17 protein-coding genes are annotated in these 14,995 nt (G+C 39.3%); 4 read left to right on the top strand and 13 right to left on the bottom strand.

Annotated elements, in window-relative coordinates:
* Positions 1-64 precede the first annotated feature (64 nt).
* From IGI44_RS03225 to IGI44_RS03215, 3 genes are all read right to left on the bottom strand, one after another.
* Positions 65-718 carry a hypothetical protein gene (locus IGI44_RS03225; protein ID WP_438786368.1) on the bottom strand — a complete coding sequence of 218 codons (654 nt, stop codon included), beginning with the start codon at positions 716-718 and terminating at the stop codon, positions 65-67.
* Between the two features lie 1,271 nt (positions 719-1,989).
* Complete coding sequence (locus IGI44_RS03220; protein WP_438786366.1) at positions 1,990-2,694, bottom strand: helix-turn-helix domain-containing protein; 705 nt, start codon at positions 2,692-2,694, stop codon at positions 1,990-1,992.
* A 409-nt stretch (positions 2,695-3,103) separates the two neighbouring features.
* The gene (locus IGI44_RS03215) at positions 3,104-4,417 is read right to left on the bottom strand and encodes an NCS2 family permease (RefSeq protein ID WP_438786365.1); all 1,314 of its coding nucleotides are present in this window, start codon (positions 4,415-4,417) and stop codon (positions 3,104-3,106) included.
* 266 nt (positions 4,418-4,683) lie between these two features.
* Between IGI44_RS03215 and IGI44_RS03210 the strand changes: the two genes are divergently transcribed.
* A complete protein-coding gene (locus IGI44_RS03210) occupies positions 4,684-5,595 on the top strand; it encodes a UbiA family prenyltransferase (RefSeq protein ID WP_438786363.1) in 912 nt (303 codons plus the stop codon).
* 47 nt (positions 5,596-5,642) lie between these two features.
* On the opposite strand, the gene IGI44_RS03205 is transcribed toward IGI44_RS03210, so the two are convergent.
* The 9 genes from IGI44_RS03205 to IGI44_RS03165 all read right to left on the bottom strand — a co-directional run bounded on the left by IGI44_RS03205 (position 5,643) and on the right by IGI44_RS03165 (position 13,508).
* On the bottom strand, positions 5,643-6,419 hold the full coding sequence (locus IGI44_RS03205) for a DeoR/GlpR family DNA-binding transcription regulator (RefSeq protein WP_438786361.1): 777 nt from the start codon (positions 6,417-6,419) through the stop codon (positions 5,643-5,645).
* A gap of 62 nt (positions 6,420-6,481) precedes the next feature.
* Positions 6,482-7,534: an alcohol dehydrogenase catalytic domain-containing protein gene (locus IGI44_RS03200; RefSeq protein WP_438786360.1), complete on the bottom strand. Its 1,053-nt coding sequence runs from the start codon at positions 7,532-7,534 to the stop codon at positions 6,482-6,484.
* Between the two features lies 1 nt (position 7,535).
* Complete coding sequence (locus tag IGI44_RS03195; protein ID WP_438786359.1) at positions 7,536-8,558, bottom strand: Gfo/Idh/MocA family oxidoreductase; 1,023 nt, start codon at positions 8,556-8,558, stop codon at positions 7,536-7,538.
* A gap of 8 nt (positions 8,559-8,566) precedes the next feature.
* Complete coding sequence (locus tag IGI44_RS03190) at positions 8,567-9,943, bottom strand: PTS fructose transporter subunit IIC (RefSeq protein ID WP_438786358.1); 1,377 nt, start codon at positions 9,941-9,943, stop codon at positions 8,567-8,569.
* 15 nt (positions 9,944-9,958) lie between these two features.
* Entirely contained in the window at positions 9,959-10,405 is a 447-nt protein-coding gene (locus IGI44_RS03185; RefSeq protein ID WP_438786357.1) for a PTS sugar transporter subunit IIA, read from the bottom strand.
* A 4-nt stretch (positions 10,406-10,409) separates the two neighbouring features.
* Positions 10,410-11,093 carry a deoxyribose-phosphate aldolase gene (gene deoC, locus IGI44_RS03180; RefSeq protein ID WP_438786356.1) on the bottom strand — a complete coding sequence of 228 codons (684 nt, stop codon included), beginning with the start codon at positions 11,091-11,093 and terminating at the stop codon, positions 10,410-10,412.
* 160 nt (positions 11,094-11,253) lie between these two features.
* Positions 11,254-11,553: a rhodanese-like domain-containing protein gene (locus IGI44_RS03175; protein ID WP_438786355.1), complete on the bottom strand. Its 300-nt coding sequence runs from the start codon at positions 11,551-11,553 to the stop codon at positions 11,254-11,256.
* Positions 11,546-13,195 (bottom strand): FAD-dependent oxidoreductase, encoded by a 1,650-nt coding sequence (locus tag IGI44_RS03170; protein WP_438786354.1) that lies wholly within the window; start codon positions 13,193-13,195, stop codon positions 11,546-11,548. The genes IGI44_RS03175 and IGI44_RS03170 overlap by 8 nt, the downstream gene beginning before the upstream one ends.
* Position 13,196: 1 nt before the next feature.
* Positions 13,197-13,508: a rhodanese-like domain-containing protein gene (locus IGI44_RS03165; RefSeq protein WP_438786353.1), complete on the bottom strand. Its 312-nt coding sequence runs from the start codon at positions 13,506-13,508 to the stop codon at positions 13,197-13,199.
* 176 nt (positions 13,509-13,684) lie between these two features.
* Between IGI44_RS03165 and IGI44_RS03160 the strand changes: the two genes are divergently transcribed.
* Genes IGI44_RS03160 through IGI44_RS03150 form a run of 3 tightly spaced genes read left to right on the top strand, consistent with a single transcriptional unit; the run spans position 13,685 to position 14,520 of the window.
* Positions 13,685-13,945: a metal-sensitive transcriptional regulator gene (locus IGI44_RS03160; protein WP_438786352.1), complete on the top strand. Its 261-nt coding sequence runs from the start codon at positions 13,685-13,687 to the stop codon at positions 13,943-13,945.
* A gap of 9 nt (positions 13,946-13,954) precedes the next feature.
* Positions 13,955-14,269: a DsrE family protein gene (locus IGI44_RS03155; RefSeq protein WP_438786351.1), complete on the top strand. Its 315-nt coding sequence runs from the start codon at positions 13,955-13,957 to the stop codon at positions 14,267-14,269.
* A 44-nt stretch (positions 14,270-14,313) separates the two neighbouring features.
* The gene (locus IGI44_RS03150) at positions 14,314-14,520 is read left to right on the top strand and encodes a hypothetical protein (RefSeq protein ID WP_438786350.1); all 207 of its coding nucleotides are present in this window, start codon (positions 14,314-14,316) and stop codon (positions 14,518-14,520) included.
* Positions 14,521-14,658: 138 nt separating this feature from the next.
* Here IGI44_RS03150 and IGI44_RS03145 read toward each other — a convergent pair whose 3' ends face one another.
* Positions 14,659-14,973 carry a PTS lactose/cellobiose transporter subunit IIA gene (locus IGI44_RS03145; protein ID WP_438786349.1) on the bottom strand — a complete coding sequence of 105 codons (315 nt, stop codon included), beginning with the start codon at positions 14,971-14,973 and terminating at the stop codon, positions 14,659-14,661.
* Positions 14,974-14,995: the final 22 nt, after the last annotated feature.

The following is a 14,995-nucleotide window of genomic DNA, read 5'->3' as shown; positions in this document are numbered from 1 at the left end:
AAATACACTCCCGTCTTTACTCTTTTCTACTTTTGCACCCTTTAACTCCACTACTGAATCCCTATTAGTTCTCTAGACAACGAAGACCATATTTTACATTGTTAACAATCTCTTGTGGTAAATGGCTTTCTTGCTTCAATAGGTTATTCAACTGATCTTTTAAATCCGATCCGATAACTCTCGACTGTTCTTCTGCCCGTTGAATCAACTGACTACTTACTGTTGCCGCCTCTAACAATGTATCGGCAGCATCCTTTTTCATAAATAAATCTAGTTCATAGTTGCCTTTCTCTTGGAAAAGATAAGCAAATAATTGTTCATTTCGATCACGTTCATTCATATATTGCTCTAACAGTTGTTGATATTTTTCTTGTAAATTATTGCTCTCCCCTATTTTCTTAGAAGAAATACAGGATTCCTGTCTCAACTCTATATGACTCCTTTTTTTTAGAATGAAGCGACGCCTTTCTAGATTATCCTTATTGTGATAAACCACTATTTTCCTTAATGAAGAGGCACGAATATCTTCCATTTGCTTTGTTACTTCTTTCAAACGACAACGATAAGCCGAAACCTTTTCCTCCAGTGCACTACGTATTCCTTCCAACTTCTCAATTTGATCCAAAAACTCTTCACCTTGTATTTCCAAATCTTCAACTCTGTCTAATAATTGTTGCTCACTATGATCAGTAAAATTAGAAACCTCAAAATTTTCCATGCTAGCCTCATCTCTCTTCTTTATGCTTAAGATCAAAAGATATCTGCTTCCATATGTATAATTTTTGACTTATTATGTAAAATCCATTTGCTTTTCTCAAAACCCCTGTCTAGCAATACAATCTCTAGAAGCTTATCTTCTATTTACTATCTATAGATTTTTACCCTATTTCCTACCGATCCCTCCTTAATACTTGCCTCAAGCGAGTAAATATAAATAAACAGATGTATCCTATAATTTCTATAGAATGTAGCTTGATGAATTAATTATTATCAATTTGAACTTCTTGAAATAGTGGCATTGCTTTCGGTACTTTGAAGCTTTCGTACATTCTCTACTTACTCTATGCCCTCTATGCTCAGCGTCAGGATCAAATCAGATTCTAATCCAAAAAGAATAAAAATTATTTTTATTTTAAATAAATAATTTTTATGTTTTATTATACATCTATTTTTAAAAAATTATAAAATATTTTTTATAATAAATCAACAGTATATTAACTTTCGGAGAAACCTTTTTTTTTAAAACATTTTTGCTCTTCGAAATTTCTAACCATTTACACATCTTATTGAATAGTTTAACCACTTCGCTCTTTTTTTCAGGAAAAGCGATAAAAATAGCTAATTAATAATCATTCTCTTAAGAGAATAAGACGTTTAAATCGTATGATGTTCTGACTACATTTATGTTTTAAAAAAATCAAAATCGAAATTTCCGATTTGAATGCATCAATTTAATATACTAATTTTTACTATATTTATGGACTAAAATTAATAAACCTTCTAAATTAGAAAAATACTATAAACGATTTTTTATTCACTATAAACGAATATTTATCAGGACGTTAATTAACTGTTCTGTAAATCTGATAATTTCTGCCAATAAAAAGATGTTCATTTTTTATCCGATTCATTCTAATCTGGAAATCTGTATTCTAATGTAAGAATGCAGTAATAACAGGTTTCACAAAAATATCCCTTGAATCATCGCGTTTATAAACAGATATCTTCTCGAATTCCTTAGTAGTAATCATTCTTTCATTGATAGACAGATGATTTTACATGCTTCTTTTCTTATTAAGAAGAAGCAAATAAGTCATTTTTCACTATTTGGGTAAAATTTTTTATACTATTTTGACTTTTTTAGTGTATGAATATAAAGCCTTCTTTTCACTAATCTACCGCACACTAAAAAAGCACCTTCCATTTCAAATTCTCAAAATGAAAGATGCTTTTATTATTAATTGATAAACAGCCTATCTGGCAGTACGATTAGCGAATCAGCGTTCGTTGATCTTCAAAGTGTCCTGTGTCTAAATAATCGAAGAATTTTTTATTTAAACGATACCCTTGTCCCCAAACCGTTTGAATCGCCTCATCACCAAATTCATAGCCCAATTTTTCATTGACCTTTGACACAACTTTTGAAAGACTTGCCAAAACAGATTTCGTTGGCGCTTTCTCCCAAATTTCGCGACTAATTTCTTCACGAGGGACCGTTCGCTCACCCGCTTGAATTAAATAGTAGACAATTTCCTTTTGTTTTAGTTTTAAATTTAAGTCAGACAGTTTTTGCTTAACAGTGATTTGTTGTGCATGTGCTGCATCCTTATTGGCTATGCTAGATAGTTCAGCAAGCAATAAAATCTCGCGTAATCGTTCCAAATCTGCGTTCAATGGAATCCACGCATCAAAAGGTGTAGAGCCTTCCGTGTCATTAGTTCCTTCTGTTGCACGTCGGAAAAATTTAATCGTTCCTTGAGGTATCTGTTTGATTATTTCATAAGCCTCTACATCATATAATGTCTCACTAAAAATGATACCTTCGAATTGCGTAAGAAAACTTTTATCAAACGAATTTTTCTTTAGCATAGTTACTATTGTACTCGAACAATATACTTCATTTCCCAATTGTTTTAATTGGTGCTCAAAATTTTCTTCATATAATGGAACTTTTGTCAAAAGTAATAATTGCATCCCTACATCTCCTTTAAAATTGCTCTTTTCCAGCAAAACATTTTTTTCCTAAATTAATGACTTAAACAATCTCGTCAATAGAATACATTAATAAAATTCGAAAATTAACCCGAAATATCATTTAATGCCTTAAAATAGAAAAACATTTATATAGTCAGATTATATTATACCGTTAATTTTAGGTCAATTTTTAATTTGTAAATAATAAAAACATACGTTAACAGTTTTAATGATAGAAATCAATATCCAAAACACATTATTTTTATGCCTTTAATGCCTGTATACGCATAAAAAACAAATAAATCATCGCAGAAAAAATGCCAATTAAGTTCACTAGCAGAATGAAACGTTTTAAAATAAAATTTTTTATTCGTTAAAAAAAATGAAAAAATGGTGAATTTCTTCCGTTTTACTTTATATTCAAGATCCACATAAAGCCGATAAATACGAAAAACAACCCATACATGATTGGCGAGACTTCTTTTCCTCGTTTCGCAGCAATCATCGTGATTGGATAAAAAATAAATCCTAAAGCAATCCCATCAGAAATGCTATACGTTAATGGCATACCGATCAAGATTAGAAAAGACGGAATAGCAATTTCTAATTGCTCCCATTTTATTTGGCGCAGCGATTGAGCCATTAACACACCCACGACGATCAACGCTGGTGCGGTTACTTGGGAAGTCACAACCGACAGCAATGGAGAGAAAAATAAACCAAAAATAAAGAAGATGCCTGTTGTGATCGCGGTCAAACCAGAACGTCCACCGACTGCGATTCCCGCAGATGATTCTACATATGCCCCAACTGGCGATGTTCCTAATAACGATCCTGCCAACATTGCCGTAGAATCTGAAGCTAAGGCCTTTCCAACCCGCGGCATTTTATTATCCTTCATGAAGCCAGCCTGATTGGCTAAGCCAACGAGTGTCCCTGCAGTATCAAAAAAAGTTACCAATAAAAAGGTTAATACCACGACCCAAAGCTGTAGCGTATTGATATCTTTTACATGATTTAACGCAACAAGAAATGTCGGTTTTAAACTAGGTGCGGCAGAAACAATATGCGTCGGTGCTTGAATCAAGCCGGTCGCTAAACCTAATAATGTCGTGGCGACCATTCCGATAAAAATCCCGCCAGGCACTCGACGAACCAACAAGATCGCAGTCACAATTAAGCCAAAGACTGTTAACCATGTTGTTCCAACACTCAACGAACCTAACCCAACTAATGTTGATTTATTTGCAACGATGATGCCGCCTTCGCTTAATCCTAAAAATGCGATAAACAAACCGATACCGCCAGATATCGCATATTTTAAATCAGCCGGAATCGCATCAATAATCATTTCACGTAATTTAAAAATCGTGATCAAAATAAAAATCAAGGATGCTACGAACACACCGGCTAACGCCGTCTCCCAGCGAATCCCCATACCGATACAAACAGAATAAGCAAAAAAAGCATTGATTCCTAAGGCCGGAGCTGTGGCTATCGGGTAACGTGCTAACACTCCCATCAAAATACAGCCCAACGCACTGGCTAATGCTGTTGCGGTAAAGACTGCACCTTCATTCATCCCTGAAGCCCCCAACACACTTGGATTAACAAAGAGAATATATGCCATCGAAATAAAGGTGGTAAAGCCCGCCAAAATTTCTCTTTTTACTGTAGTGTTCAATTTTTCAAGTTCAAAATAGGAATTTATTTTCCCTTTCATGATACTCCTCCTATAATATAAAAATGTTCGTAAAATAATAGCTTGTTTTTCCAAACAACGAGGATAATCATATAATAAAGGAGATAATAAGTAAACAATAATATTTATATGCATTAAAACACGAACATTAATGATAAAAACAACGACTTTTATTGAAACCCTTTCCCTGCGCTTAAACAAACTATTGGACAAAATTCTTAAAGCTCGCTATTTTTGAGAATGTACTGATTTGACTAACTATATAATTTGAAAAAAGGAGAATCATCTTGAAACAACTAACCTTTAAACAATTTTGGGAGCTAACCGAAATTTATACTGCTCCATTAAATCTTTTTATTATTTTACTGGGCTATGCCATTGCGAAATTTCAGCTGAATAGCTCACTGAATCCTGAATTCTTTTTATTCGTTTTGATCATCGTCATGTTTCATATTACCGTCAATGTTTTTAATCACTACATGGATTATCGAAATGCCTCTGATGAAAACTACAAACAGCACACCAATATTATTGGACGAGATCACTTGGATCTACGTTTTGTGCGAAACTTTTATCTATTGAATCTGATTATTTCCTTTCTATTAGGATTAGTATTGGTTTGGCGAACGAATTGGGTGATCGGGGTTCTGGGTGTGATTGGGTTCTATATTGGGTTGTTTTATTCCTATGGTCGCCGTCCTTTAAACAGCCTGCCGATTGCTGAAGCGTTGACCGGAACTGCCAGTGGCTTTTTTATTACTGTTGTGAGCTATTTTTTGGCCGTTTATCAGTCACATACCATCACTCTGTCGATGATTGGCAAAGTTTTCCTGATCAGTCTGCCGTTAGTATTAATGATGTTCAATAATTTATTGGCCAACAACACGTGTGATTTGGAGGAGGACATCGAAAACCATCGCAAAACACTGGTTTATTATTTGGGCAAGCCTGCCGCTGTGAAGCTCCTATTGAATGTCTATGCCTTCAGCTTTATCTGGTTAGTGGTTTTAGTCGTTGCTGGTTTAGCGCCTTGGACTGTTTTATTCCTTCTCTTCCTTTTCCCTAAGAATTGGCAGAGCTTAAAAAAATACCGCGCACTGCAAGACAAAAAGACGACTTTTCCAATCGTCTTAAAAGCAATGTCTGCAATCATGGTAATTTACCCTGTTCTTTATTTTATCGGTTCCCTGTTTGCATAATGAAAAGCCTGCTTAACTTCCCATACGGAAAATAAGCAGGCTTTCTTTTATACCATTAATAAATTAATATTTAACGCATGAATGTCCGTCTGTTGTTCACTAGTAATCTGCGAATCTGTAATTAAATAATCGCATTCATCAGGTTTCGCAAACTGCTTGAAGCTGCGTTGATTAATTTTACTAGATTCGCAAAGAACAATCTTTATCCGCCCAATATTCATCAAACTCTTTTTCATTTCTGCTGTTTCATAGTTTGGCGTCGAATAGCCGTAGCTGCGATCAAATGAGGTTGTTCCTAAAATGACTTTATCAACTGAAAAGCCAGCTAACCCAAGTGCCACAGAGCTTCCTGAAACATAAGGATAACCATTGCGAATCGCTCCGCCAATGACCTGCACTTGATAATTGGTCTTTTCACTTAAAAGCAACGCAATTTCTAAATCATACGTCAAAATCGTTAGTCGCTTCAATGAACTGTTGATCAATTTCTCAGCAAAAGCTCTGCAGGAGGTTCCTGTATCAATCGCTAAAATATCATTTTCTTCAATCAATCGAACGGCTCGTTCCGCGATTCGGTACTTTTCATTGGTGAATTCACGGCTTTTGGGAATGATTTCAACACTACGCTGAAAATCTCGCTTAATCACTCCGCCATGCGTCCGCGTCACTAGGCCTTCATTCTCCAATTCTCGCAAATCATTGCGAATCGTTGAACCCGTTACGTTAAACAGATCTGCAAGCTCAGCCACCTGCATACGATTTTTTTCATTGACTATATTTACGATTGATTGCTTTCTTTCTTCTGCATACAATTGATCGTCCATTTTTTCTCACCTTTTTGTGTTTTGTTTCATTATAAAAGAAACTGAAAATGGAAGCAACGAAACTAAAATGATTCTTTGAAGACAACCACATTTTTTAAGCCAATTGCCTTCTTGGCATTTTCTAACGCTTCATCAAATTGATCGATCGAGTAGCGTTTTGTGATTAAGTCCTGTAATGGGATTCTACCGCTTGCAACCAACTGTGCCGATGTTCGATAGCCCATTAGACTTGCCCGTGTACAGCCGAACACACGTAATTGTTTGTAGTGAAGAATATTGGTATTCAATCGCACCTCTTCTTTTTCCTTTGGTAATCCGCCGAAGAAGAGACAACGACCGTTTATGGCCATATAATTAAAGCTGGCTTCTTGCGCCTGTGGAGCGGGTGCCGCAATAATACAAAGATCAACCCCTTGATTATTTGTTTCCGCGAAAATTTTGTCTTGTAGCTGGTCAGAGGTTAATGTAATTAGATCTGGAAGCATCTTTTTCGCATCGGCCAGCCGCGCTTCAGACAAGTCATTCATCATGACTTTTCCGGCACCACGCGCTCGCGCTAACATCGCATGCATGATTCCAATCGGACCTGATCCGATAATCAAGACATTGTCTCCTGGTTTGTTTCCAGCAATCTCCTGGCCGTTGAAGACACAGCTGAAGGGTTCGATCAGGGCCGCTTCTTCGTACGATAGTTCTTCAGGAATCAACGAGATATTCCCTTGGCGCACCGCTTTTTCTGGAATAACCAGGTATTCAGCAAATCCTCCGGGTAAATTAATGCCAAACGCTTCATAGGTCGCACATAAATGCGTATTGCCGCTAACACATTGATCACAGATGCCGCAGCCCATATTGGGAGCGATCGCTACTCGCATACCAACTTGATAGAAATCAACTGCTGCTCCTACTTCTACAATATCGCCTGAAATCTCATGCCCTAATGTCAATGGCGTCTCTTCACTTGCAGTCGGGTAGCCGTTTTTGTACATTCGCACATCTGTCCCACAGATAGAAGCCGCTTTGACTTTTATCAGTACTTCTTTTTCCGAGATCTCCGGTTTAGGTAACTCATTTAATTGGATCGTTTCTTTTCCTAATAATTGGATTGCTTTCATTTTATGCTTCCACCTCAACAATTCTATTTTCCAGCAGTGAGGTCAAGCCCGCATTGACTAAGCGAACCGCCATCAAACCGTCTTTTCCCGTACACTGAGGTTTCGTATCCTCCAAAATACAATCTATAAAAGCCTGATCCTCCGCTACGTATGCTTCTCTAAATAAATACATCCAGCTGTGCATCGTTGGTCGGGTCAACTGATGATCACTCGTTGCCACCACGATGTTGTGCTTTCCTTGATCCCCAACTAGAATACTTCCTTTAGTGCCAAGAATCTCCGTCCGCGCGTCATAGCCATATTGGACATATTGTGCCCCATCAATCAGTCCCAGCTTGCCATCCGCAAATTTTAAATTCATGGCTACGGTATCGTAGTAATCCGGATACTCAGCTCGTACTTCCGGTGAGCGATAATTCCCGCCATTGGCATAGATACTGCTCACTTCACTGCCGGTTAACCAGCGCAGAGTATCTAGATCATGGCTGTTGACCTCGCCGATCGGACCATTACTTTTATGAATATCAAACATCCAAGGTTTAGGCTCACTAGGACCATGGGTCAATGATTTTACTAAAACAACCTCACCGATCGCACCAGAGTCCACGACTTTTTTTGCTTCTTGAAAACTCGCGTCAAAACGCCGCATGAAGCCAACCTGAAGCTTCACCTGATTTTCTGCGGCTGTCTGAATCATTTCCAGACATTCTGCTTCATCCATCGCTAACGGCTTCTCACAAAAAATATGTTTCTTTGCCGCTGCTGCCGCCAACGCGATCTCCTTATGATAGACCGTTGGCGTCACGATCACGACGGCGTCAATCTCAGGATTAGCCATCACTTCACGATAATCCTCATAAATATAGGGACAATCTACTTCCTTTTGTGCCGCTGCTAGACTTTCCTTTGACGGATCACATAAAGCAACCAATTTTGCATTTTCGATTCTGCGAGCGAAATTTTTCCCATGGATCATCCCCGCTCTGCCTGTTCCTATCAAACAAACCTTAATCAATTCTGACATGCCAATCATTACTCCTTAGCCGCTTGTTTTTTCTGCGCCATTACTTTTACTGCTGTAACTAAAAATCCACTGATCGCAGTTCCGATCGCTAGTGCTAAAACATATAGCAAAACATTCTCGACTGCTCCTGGAATCAAGAAAACGAAGAAGCCGCCATGAGGAACCGCGATCCCGCAGTTGAAAATCATCGATAAAGCTCCTGTGATTGCTGAGCCGACTGTTACTGAAGCCAATACCCGAATCGGATCAGCCGCCGCAAATGGAATTGCTCCCTCAGAGATAAAGGATAGGCCTAAGACCCAAGCAGATTTCCCAGCTTCCCGCTCTTCCTTACTATATAACCCTTTGCCTAAAACAGTTGATGAAAGAGCCATCGCTAGCGGTGGCACCATTCCAGAAATCATGACTGCGGCCATAACTGTACTCGTTTCTCCGACAGCCAAGTTGGTTAATGAGGCTACCCCGAAGAAGTAAGCGGCTTTTCCGATTGGACCGGCCAAATCAATCGCCATCATACCGCCAAGAAGTAATCCCAATAAGACCGAATTCATTCCTGATAAGCTGTTCAGCCAATTAGTAATTCCTTCATTCAATGCAGTGATCGGAATCCCTACGACAAATTTCATAATAAGTCCAACAAATAATACGGAGATCACTGGAAGAATCAGAACTGGTAATAGTCCAGAAAAGGCTGGTGGTAATTTCAACACTTTCTTCAATAATTGCACCGTATATCCAGCCAAGAATCCGCCTAATAATGCTCCTAGGAATCCTGCATTCATATTCGAAGCGATCATCCCAGCAACCATCCCGGGAACCAACCCTGGTCGGTCAGCGATAGAAAAGGCTACATAACCGCCTAAGATCGGCCACATTAAGCCCATAGCGATGCCGCCTAGTTCATTGATTGCTGCAGCCAGATCTCCTTTTGCGTTGATCCCGCCAAAGGCGAAGGCTAATGCGATACAAATCCCGCCTGCGACAACAAAAGGAATCATATACGATACACCCGTCATCAAATGGCTATAGATCCCGCTTTTTTCTGCTTTTGCTTCTGCTTTGACCTCACCAGAAGTAGTATAGATCGCCGCGTTCGGGGCCCGATCAAACAAATCATCTGGATGGTCGATCGCTTCGGTGACATCCACTTCCAACAAGCGTTTGCCATTAAAGCGATCCTTATTCACTGATGTACTAGCAGCAATAATGACGGCATCTGCATCAGCGATTTCCTGTTCAGTCAACACATTCTCCGCGCCAATTGATCCTTGAGTTTCTACCTTGATTTCGATAGCGCGTTTCTTAGCTGCAATCTCTAGGCTTTCCGCCGCCATATAAGTGTGGGCGATCCCGGTTGAACACGATGTAATCCCAACAATTTTCATTTTTTCCACCCTTTCCTATTCAAAAATCTGATATATTTCTTCTACGTTGCCAACGGTCATCAATTTTTGACGGACATCCTCATGCATCAATTTTCGGGAGAGTTTGCTAAGAATTCTTAAGTGCTCATCATTTGAGGTTTCTGGTACAGCAATTAAAAACATCAGATGAACCGGTTGACCATCCATTGAGTCGTATTGGATGCCAGCTTGGCTACGGCCAAATGCCAAGGATGGTTCAGTCACAGCTGAGCTTTTCCCATGTGGGATAGCGACACCAAAGCCAATCCCAGTTGTACTTTCTGCTTCACGCTTCATGACGGATTCCAGGTAAACGCTCTCATTTGTGACAACACCTTCTGTTACAAAGGTGCCCGCCAATTCACTGATCGCTGCTTCTTTCTCCGTCGCTGTTAAATCAAAATTAATAAAAGCTGTTTTCAATACATCGCGGATTTCTGTCATTTCGCTACTCCTCTGTTTTTAGATTCTTGTATTCTTCGACAATCTTAATTCCTGAACTTGTTCCCAAACGTTCTGCACCTGCTTCAACCATCTTCAAAGCCGTTTCCAAATCCCGAATGCCGCCAGCAGCTTTCACTTTTACTTCATTTCCTACAACCTTTTTCATTAATGCAACATCTTCTACGGTAGCTCCGCCTGTACCAAAACCCGTTGATGTTTTGACAAAATCCGGTTTCACTTCCTTCGCAATTTCACAGACTGTTACTTTTTCCGCATCTGTTAAATAGCAATTTTCTAAAATGACTTTGCTGAGAATCCCGCCTTCACGAGAGGTATTCACAATTGCTTTCATTTCTTCACGAATATACTCACTGTCGCCGTCCTTTAGTTTGCCGATATTGATCACATAATCAATCTCATCTGCCCCATTTTTGATTGCATCCTGTACTTCAAAAACCTTTGTTTCAATCGTTGTTTGTCCTAATGGAAAGCCAATCGCCGCTCCTACATGAACCTCGCTATCCTTCAAGAATTCCCGACACATCGCTACTGGATAAGAGTTAATGGCCACCATTTTGAATCCGTATTCATCTGCTTCTTTACAAAGTTGTTCGAAGCCTTTCTTGGTTGCATCGGCCTTTAACAATGTGTGATCCACCATATTCGCTAACTTCTCTAACTCGATCATCTGTTTGCTCCTTTTTGTTTTTATTTACACCTTTATATTATCATTTGTTTTCACTTTGTCAATATATAAAAATAAACAAATTTAGGTTCAAACAAAAAAACACCAGTTTATCCGCTAAACTGGCGTTTCTCTTCATTATCATTTTAAAACCAAATGAAAATCAGCGTTGGATTTCTCCCGGCCAAGCAGCCGTTCCACCTAACACATTGATGACATGAAACCCTTGACTACTTAAATACCCGCAAGCATTTTCAGACCGCGCACCTGATTGACAAATCAAATAATATTCCTTTTCCTTATCAAGATCACTGGTGCTTGCGCCTAAGCTGCTTAATGGAAGATTCTTCGCGTGAGGAACATGCCCCATTTGATACTCATAGGCTTCACGAACATCAATAATCGGCAAATCCTTTTCCTCTGACAAACGATAAAAATCGGCCATTCCAATCGAACTACTCATAAATCAATTCCTCCGGTCTTACGGTTTTATACAGCGCAAACGCACCATCTAGATTCTTTACTTTAAACCCTTTTTGCTTCAACAGCCGTTCCGCCACATAGCTTCTTAATCCACTATGGCAGCTAACGATATACTCACGCGTTGGATCAAGCTCTGAAATTCTGTCTCTCAATTGATTCAATGGAAGATTGATCGCTTCTGGAAAACGGCCGTTGGCTAATTCACCGGGATTACGAACATCTAGTAGCTGACTGCCGTTTTTCTGTTCTTCTTTCAATTGATACCATTGAATCGAATCACTGATTCCTTCTGCCAGATTGATCGCCGCATAGCCTAACATATTGACCGGATCCTTTGCCGAACCAAATGGCGGTGCATAAGTAAATTCCAATTCAGGCAAATCAAAAATCGTCAGTCCACCTTTGATCGCTGTCGCTAAGATGTCAATTCGTTTATCTACACCTTTCTCACCAACACCCTGAGCACCATAGATTTTCCCCGTTTTAGGGTCAAAGACTAATTTCAACGTGATATCACTAGCTCCAGGATAATACCCTGCGTGATCTTTACCAGAAACATGCACGACTTGATAGTCCAGCCCCAATTGCTTGACTACACGCTCACTTAACCCTGTTGACGCCGCCGCTAGACCAAACACACGAACAATCGCTGTCCCAATGCTCCCACGATTTGTACGCTTCAATCCGGCAATGACATCGGCTACCTGTCGCCCTTGACGATTTGCTGGAGAGGCTAAGGAGATCAACGCATCTTTACCGCTGACTTGCTGCTTCACAACGATTGCATCACCAACGGCATAGATATCAGGGTTGCTAGTTTGATAAGTATCATCCACTACGATACCGCCGCCTAAGCCTGTCGCTAATCCAGCTTGTTGGGCCAGGGTATTTTCTGGTCGAACCCCCACAGAAAGAATTGTTAAATCAGAAGCGACTTTCTCACCATTGGTCAGGGTGATTGTCTTGCTTTGTTCACTGAAGCTTTGTGCAGATTCCCCAGTGATCACCCGTACACCATTACGAATCAATTCATTTTGGACAAAAGCAGCCATTTCCTCATCTAACGGCGGTAAAACATGAGGGGCTTTTTCGATTACAGTGACCTCTAACCCGCGGGATTTTAAGTTTTCTGCCATTTCTAAACCAATAAATCCGGCACCGATCACTGTTGCCTTCTTGGTTTTATGCTCTAAAGCAGTCATGATTTGATCCAAATCAGGGACATTGCGTAAGCTGTAAACATTGGTGGCCTCAGCTAACCCTGACATTTCAGGAATTAATGGCTTTGCCCCTGGTGATAGAATTAATTTGTCGTAGCTTTCTTCAAAGCTTCCTTTTTCATTTTTGATGGTTACGGTTTTATTTTCGGAAGAGATGGCAGTCACTTCATGAAAAGGTCGAACATCTAGATTGAAACGCGCGTTTAACGATTCCGGCGTTTGAACCAGCAGCGCATCCCGCTCGGCAATCTCGCCTGATACATAATAAGGCAATCCGCAGTTGGCAAAGGAGACAAATGGTCCCTTTTCTAAAACAATAATCTCTGCATCTTCCATTAAACGACGCAACCGTGTAGCCGCGGACATCCCACCTGCGACCCCACCGACAATAATAATTTTCATTTTATTTTCCCCCTCTAGTTGGACCTTGCCAGCGATTCATCCCGCCTTGAACATTTATCGCTTCATAGCCCTTTTGTTTTAATAGCTTCGCAGCTTGCTTACTGCGCATCCCTGATTGACAGATCACATAGACTTCCTTTTCTTTTCCTTGGTAGCGATTGACCGTATTCAATGGAACATTTACTGCTTTGGCAATATGCCCGCCACGGTATTCCTCTGGTGTCCGAACATCCAGTAACGTAATTGGATGCTTGATTTTATCAGATAATTCACTTGTTGAAATAGTTGAACCTCTTTGAAATAGACTAAACATGTATTCTTCTCCTTCATTTTCAAAATATACCTTATAGGGTATTTTTACCATAGGAAAATGAATTCTGTCAACCATTCTGTTTACCTATGAACACTTTTAAAACGATCTACTTGACGAAACATACCCTATCTAGGTATATTATTGGCAGAAAGAATTTGTAAAGGAAGGGTAGCTAAATGGAAATGGATGAAAAAAAGATTCTGAACCGCTTAAAACGAACAGAAGGGCAAATCCGTGGTGTACAGAAGATGATCGATGAAGAAAAAGAATGTATTGATATCATTACCCAGTTAAGTGCCGTACGTTCTAGTATTGATCGTGTGATGGGAATGATTGTGGCTGAAAATTTAAAAAATTGTTTTGAGCATCCCGACAAAGATCCAGAAGATCAGGCACAAAAATTGGAACAAGCTATAAATATGATTATTAAGAAATAAGGTGTAATAATGAATGTTGTTTTTCATATAGATGAATTAGAAAAATGGATAGAAACTGCTAATAATGTTAAAAACCTATTGAAAGAACCTCAAAAAATAGATATTATTGTTTTAATTAATGGTAATGCAATTAAAGGTTATCTTGCTCCTGAAAACCAAGCGTTTATCGCTACAGAGGGAGTAACTTTTCATGCTTGCAACAATGCAATGCGGGCAAATCAGATAACAAAGGAGCAGCTGCCGAAGAATGTTGTTGTCGTCCCTGCTGGCGTTTTAGATTTGATTGAATTACAAGCACAGGGCTATGCTTATATCAAACCATAAGTCACGATTCACGCAGGATGCTACTCAGGGAAGGGAGTAGGATTTTGAACACTATTGAAAATATCAACAAAAAAATGCACGTTACAGGCAGTCTAATTAATTTAAAAACGATGCAAGAGTATTTTGAAAAAATCAATACGAAAGACATTTGTACAGAGGAAGAAAAACAAGAAATTGCTGCCTTTCTTGATGTAATTGAAGAGGAACTTGTTTCCATTCAGGAAAAGATCGGCTTTATTCGGCAGATGTAATGACTAAGTTAAAAGGAACATGGACGATGGTTTCCTTTTGAAGTGTTTCTTTTATCGTACTCATCACGTATCATTCCACGCATAACGCAAAAAAGAATCCCCATCCATGATTTAAGGAGAATCATGGACGGGGATTTCTTATGCACTCATTTTACGATACACATCGATGATTTCTTTCGCTAAATCGGTAAAAGCGATGGATGTCATCAAGTGATCCTGACTGTGAACCGTTAGTAGGTTTAGGCTAAGCTGCTCGCCTTGGGCTTCTTTTGTTAACAGTCCTGTTTGTGAATGGTGGGCTTCAACTAAAGATTCTTCGGCCAACTTAATTTTTTCGTCTGCTAGCTGAAAGTCACCGTCTTTTGCTTCTTGAATGGCTTCCATGGCATTACTTTTCGCGTTTCCACCATGAATAATCAAGCCCATTACTGCTTCGAGATTTTCTTCTTGCATTTAATTAATCCTCCATTTTTTC

The sequence above is a fragment of the Enterococcus sp. DIV0756 genome, from assembly GCF_051710745.1.
Lineage (GTDB): Bacteria > Bacillota > Bacilli > Lactobacillales > Enterococcaceae > Enterococcus_A.
This window is presented reverse-complemented; position numbering and strand designations above follow the sequence as displayed.

Coding starts and splice junctions, on each gene's coding strand:
- IGI44_RS03225 (WP_438786368.1), bottom strand. CDS start 718: ATGGAAAATTTTGAGGTTTCTAATTTTACTGATCATAGTGAGCAACAA.
- IGI44_RS03220 (WP_438786366.1), bottom strand. CDS start 2,694: ATGCAATTATTACTTTTGACAAAAGTTCCATTATATGAAGAAAATTTT.
- IGI44_RS03215 (WP_438786365.1), bottom strand. CDS start 4,417: ATGAAAGGGAAAATAAATTCCTATTTTGAACTTGAAAAATTGAACACT.
- IGI44_RS03205 (WP_438786361.1), bottom strand. CDS start 6,419: ATGGACGATCAATTGTATGCAGAAGAAAGAAAGCAATCAATCGTAAAT.
- IGI44_RS03200 (WP_438786360.1), bottom strand. CDS start 7,534: ATGAAAGCAATCCAATTATTAGGAAAAGAAACGATCCAATTAAATGAG.
- IGI44_RS03195 (WP_438786359.1), bottom strand. CDS start 8,558: ATGTCAGAATTGATTAAGGTTTGTTTGATAGGAACAGGCAGAGCGGGG.
- IGI44_RS03190 (WP_438786358.1), bottom strand. CDS start 9,943: ATGAAAATTGTTGGGATTACATCGTGTTCAACCGGGATCGCCCACACT.
- IGI44_RS03185 (WP_438786357.1), bottom strand. CDS start 10,405: ATGACAGAAATCCGCGATGTATTGAAAACAGCTTTTATTAATTTTGAT.
- deoC (WP_438786356.1), bottom strand. CDS start 11,093: ATGATCGAGTTAGAGAAGTTAGCGAATATGGTGGATCACACATTGTTA.
- IGI44_RS03175 (WP_438786355.1), bottom strand. CDS start 11,553: ATGAGTAGTTCGATTGGAATGGCCGATTTTTATCGTTTGTCAGAGGAA.
- IGI44_RS03170 (WP_438786354.1), bottom strand. CDS start 13,195: ATGAAAATTATTATTGTCGGTGGGGTCGCAGGTGGGATGTCCGCGGCT.
- IGI44_RS03165 (WP_438786353.1), bottom strand. CDS start 13,508: ATGTTTAGTCTATTTCAAAGAGGTTCAACTATTTCAACAAGTGAATTA.
- IGI44_RS03160 (WP_438786352.1), top strand. CDS start 13,685: ATGGAAATGGATGAAAAAAAGATTCTGAACCGCTTAAAACGAACAGAA.
- IGI44_RS03155 (WP_438786351.1), top strand. CDS start 13,955: ATGAATGTTGTTTTTCATATAGATGAATTAGAAAAATGGATAGAAACT.
- IGI44_RS03145 (WP_438786349.1), bottom strand. CDS start 14,973: ATGCAAGAAGAAAATCTCGAAGCAGTAATGGGCTTGATTATTCATGGT.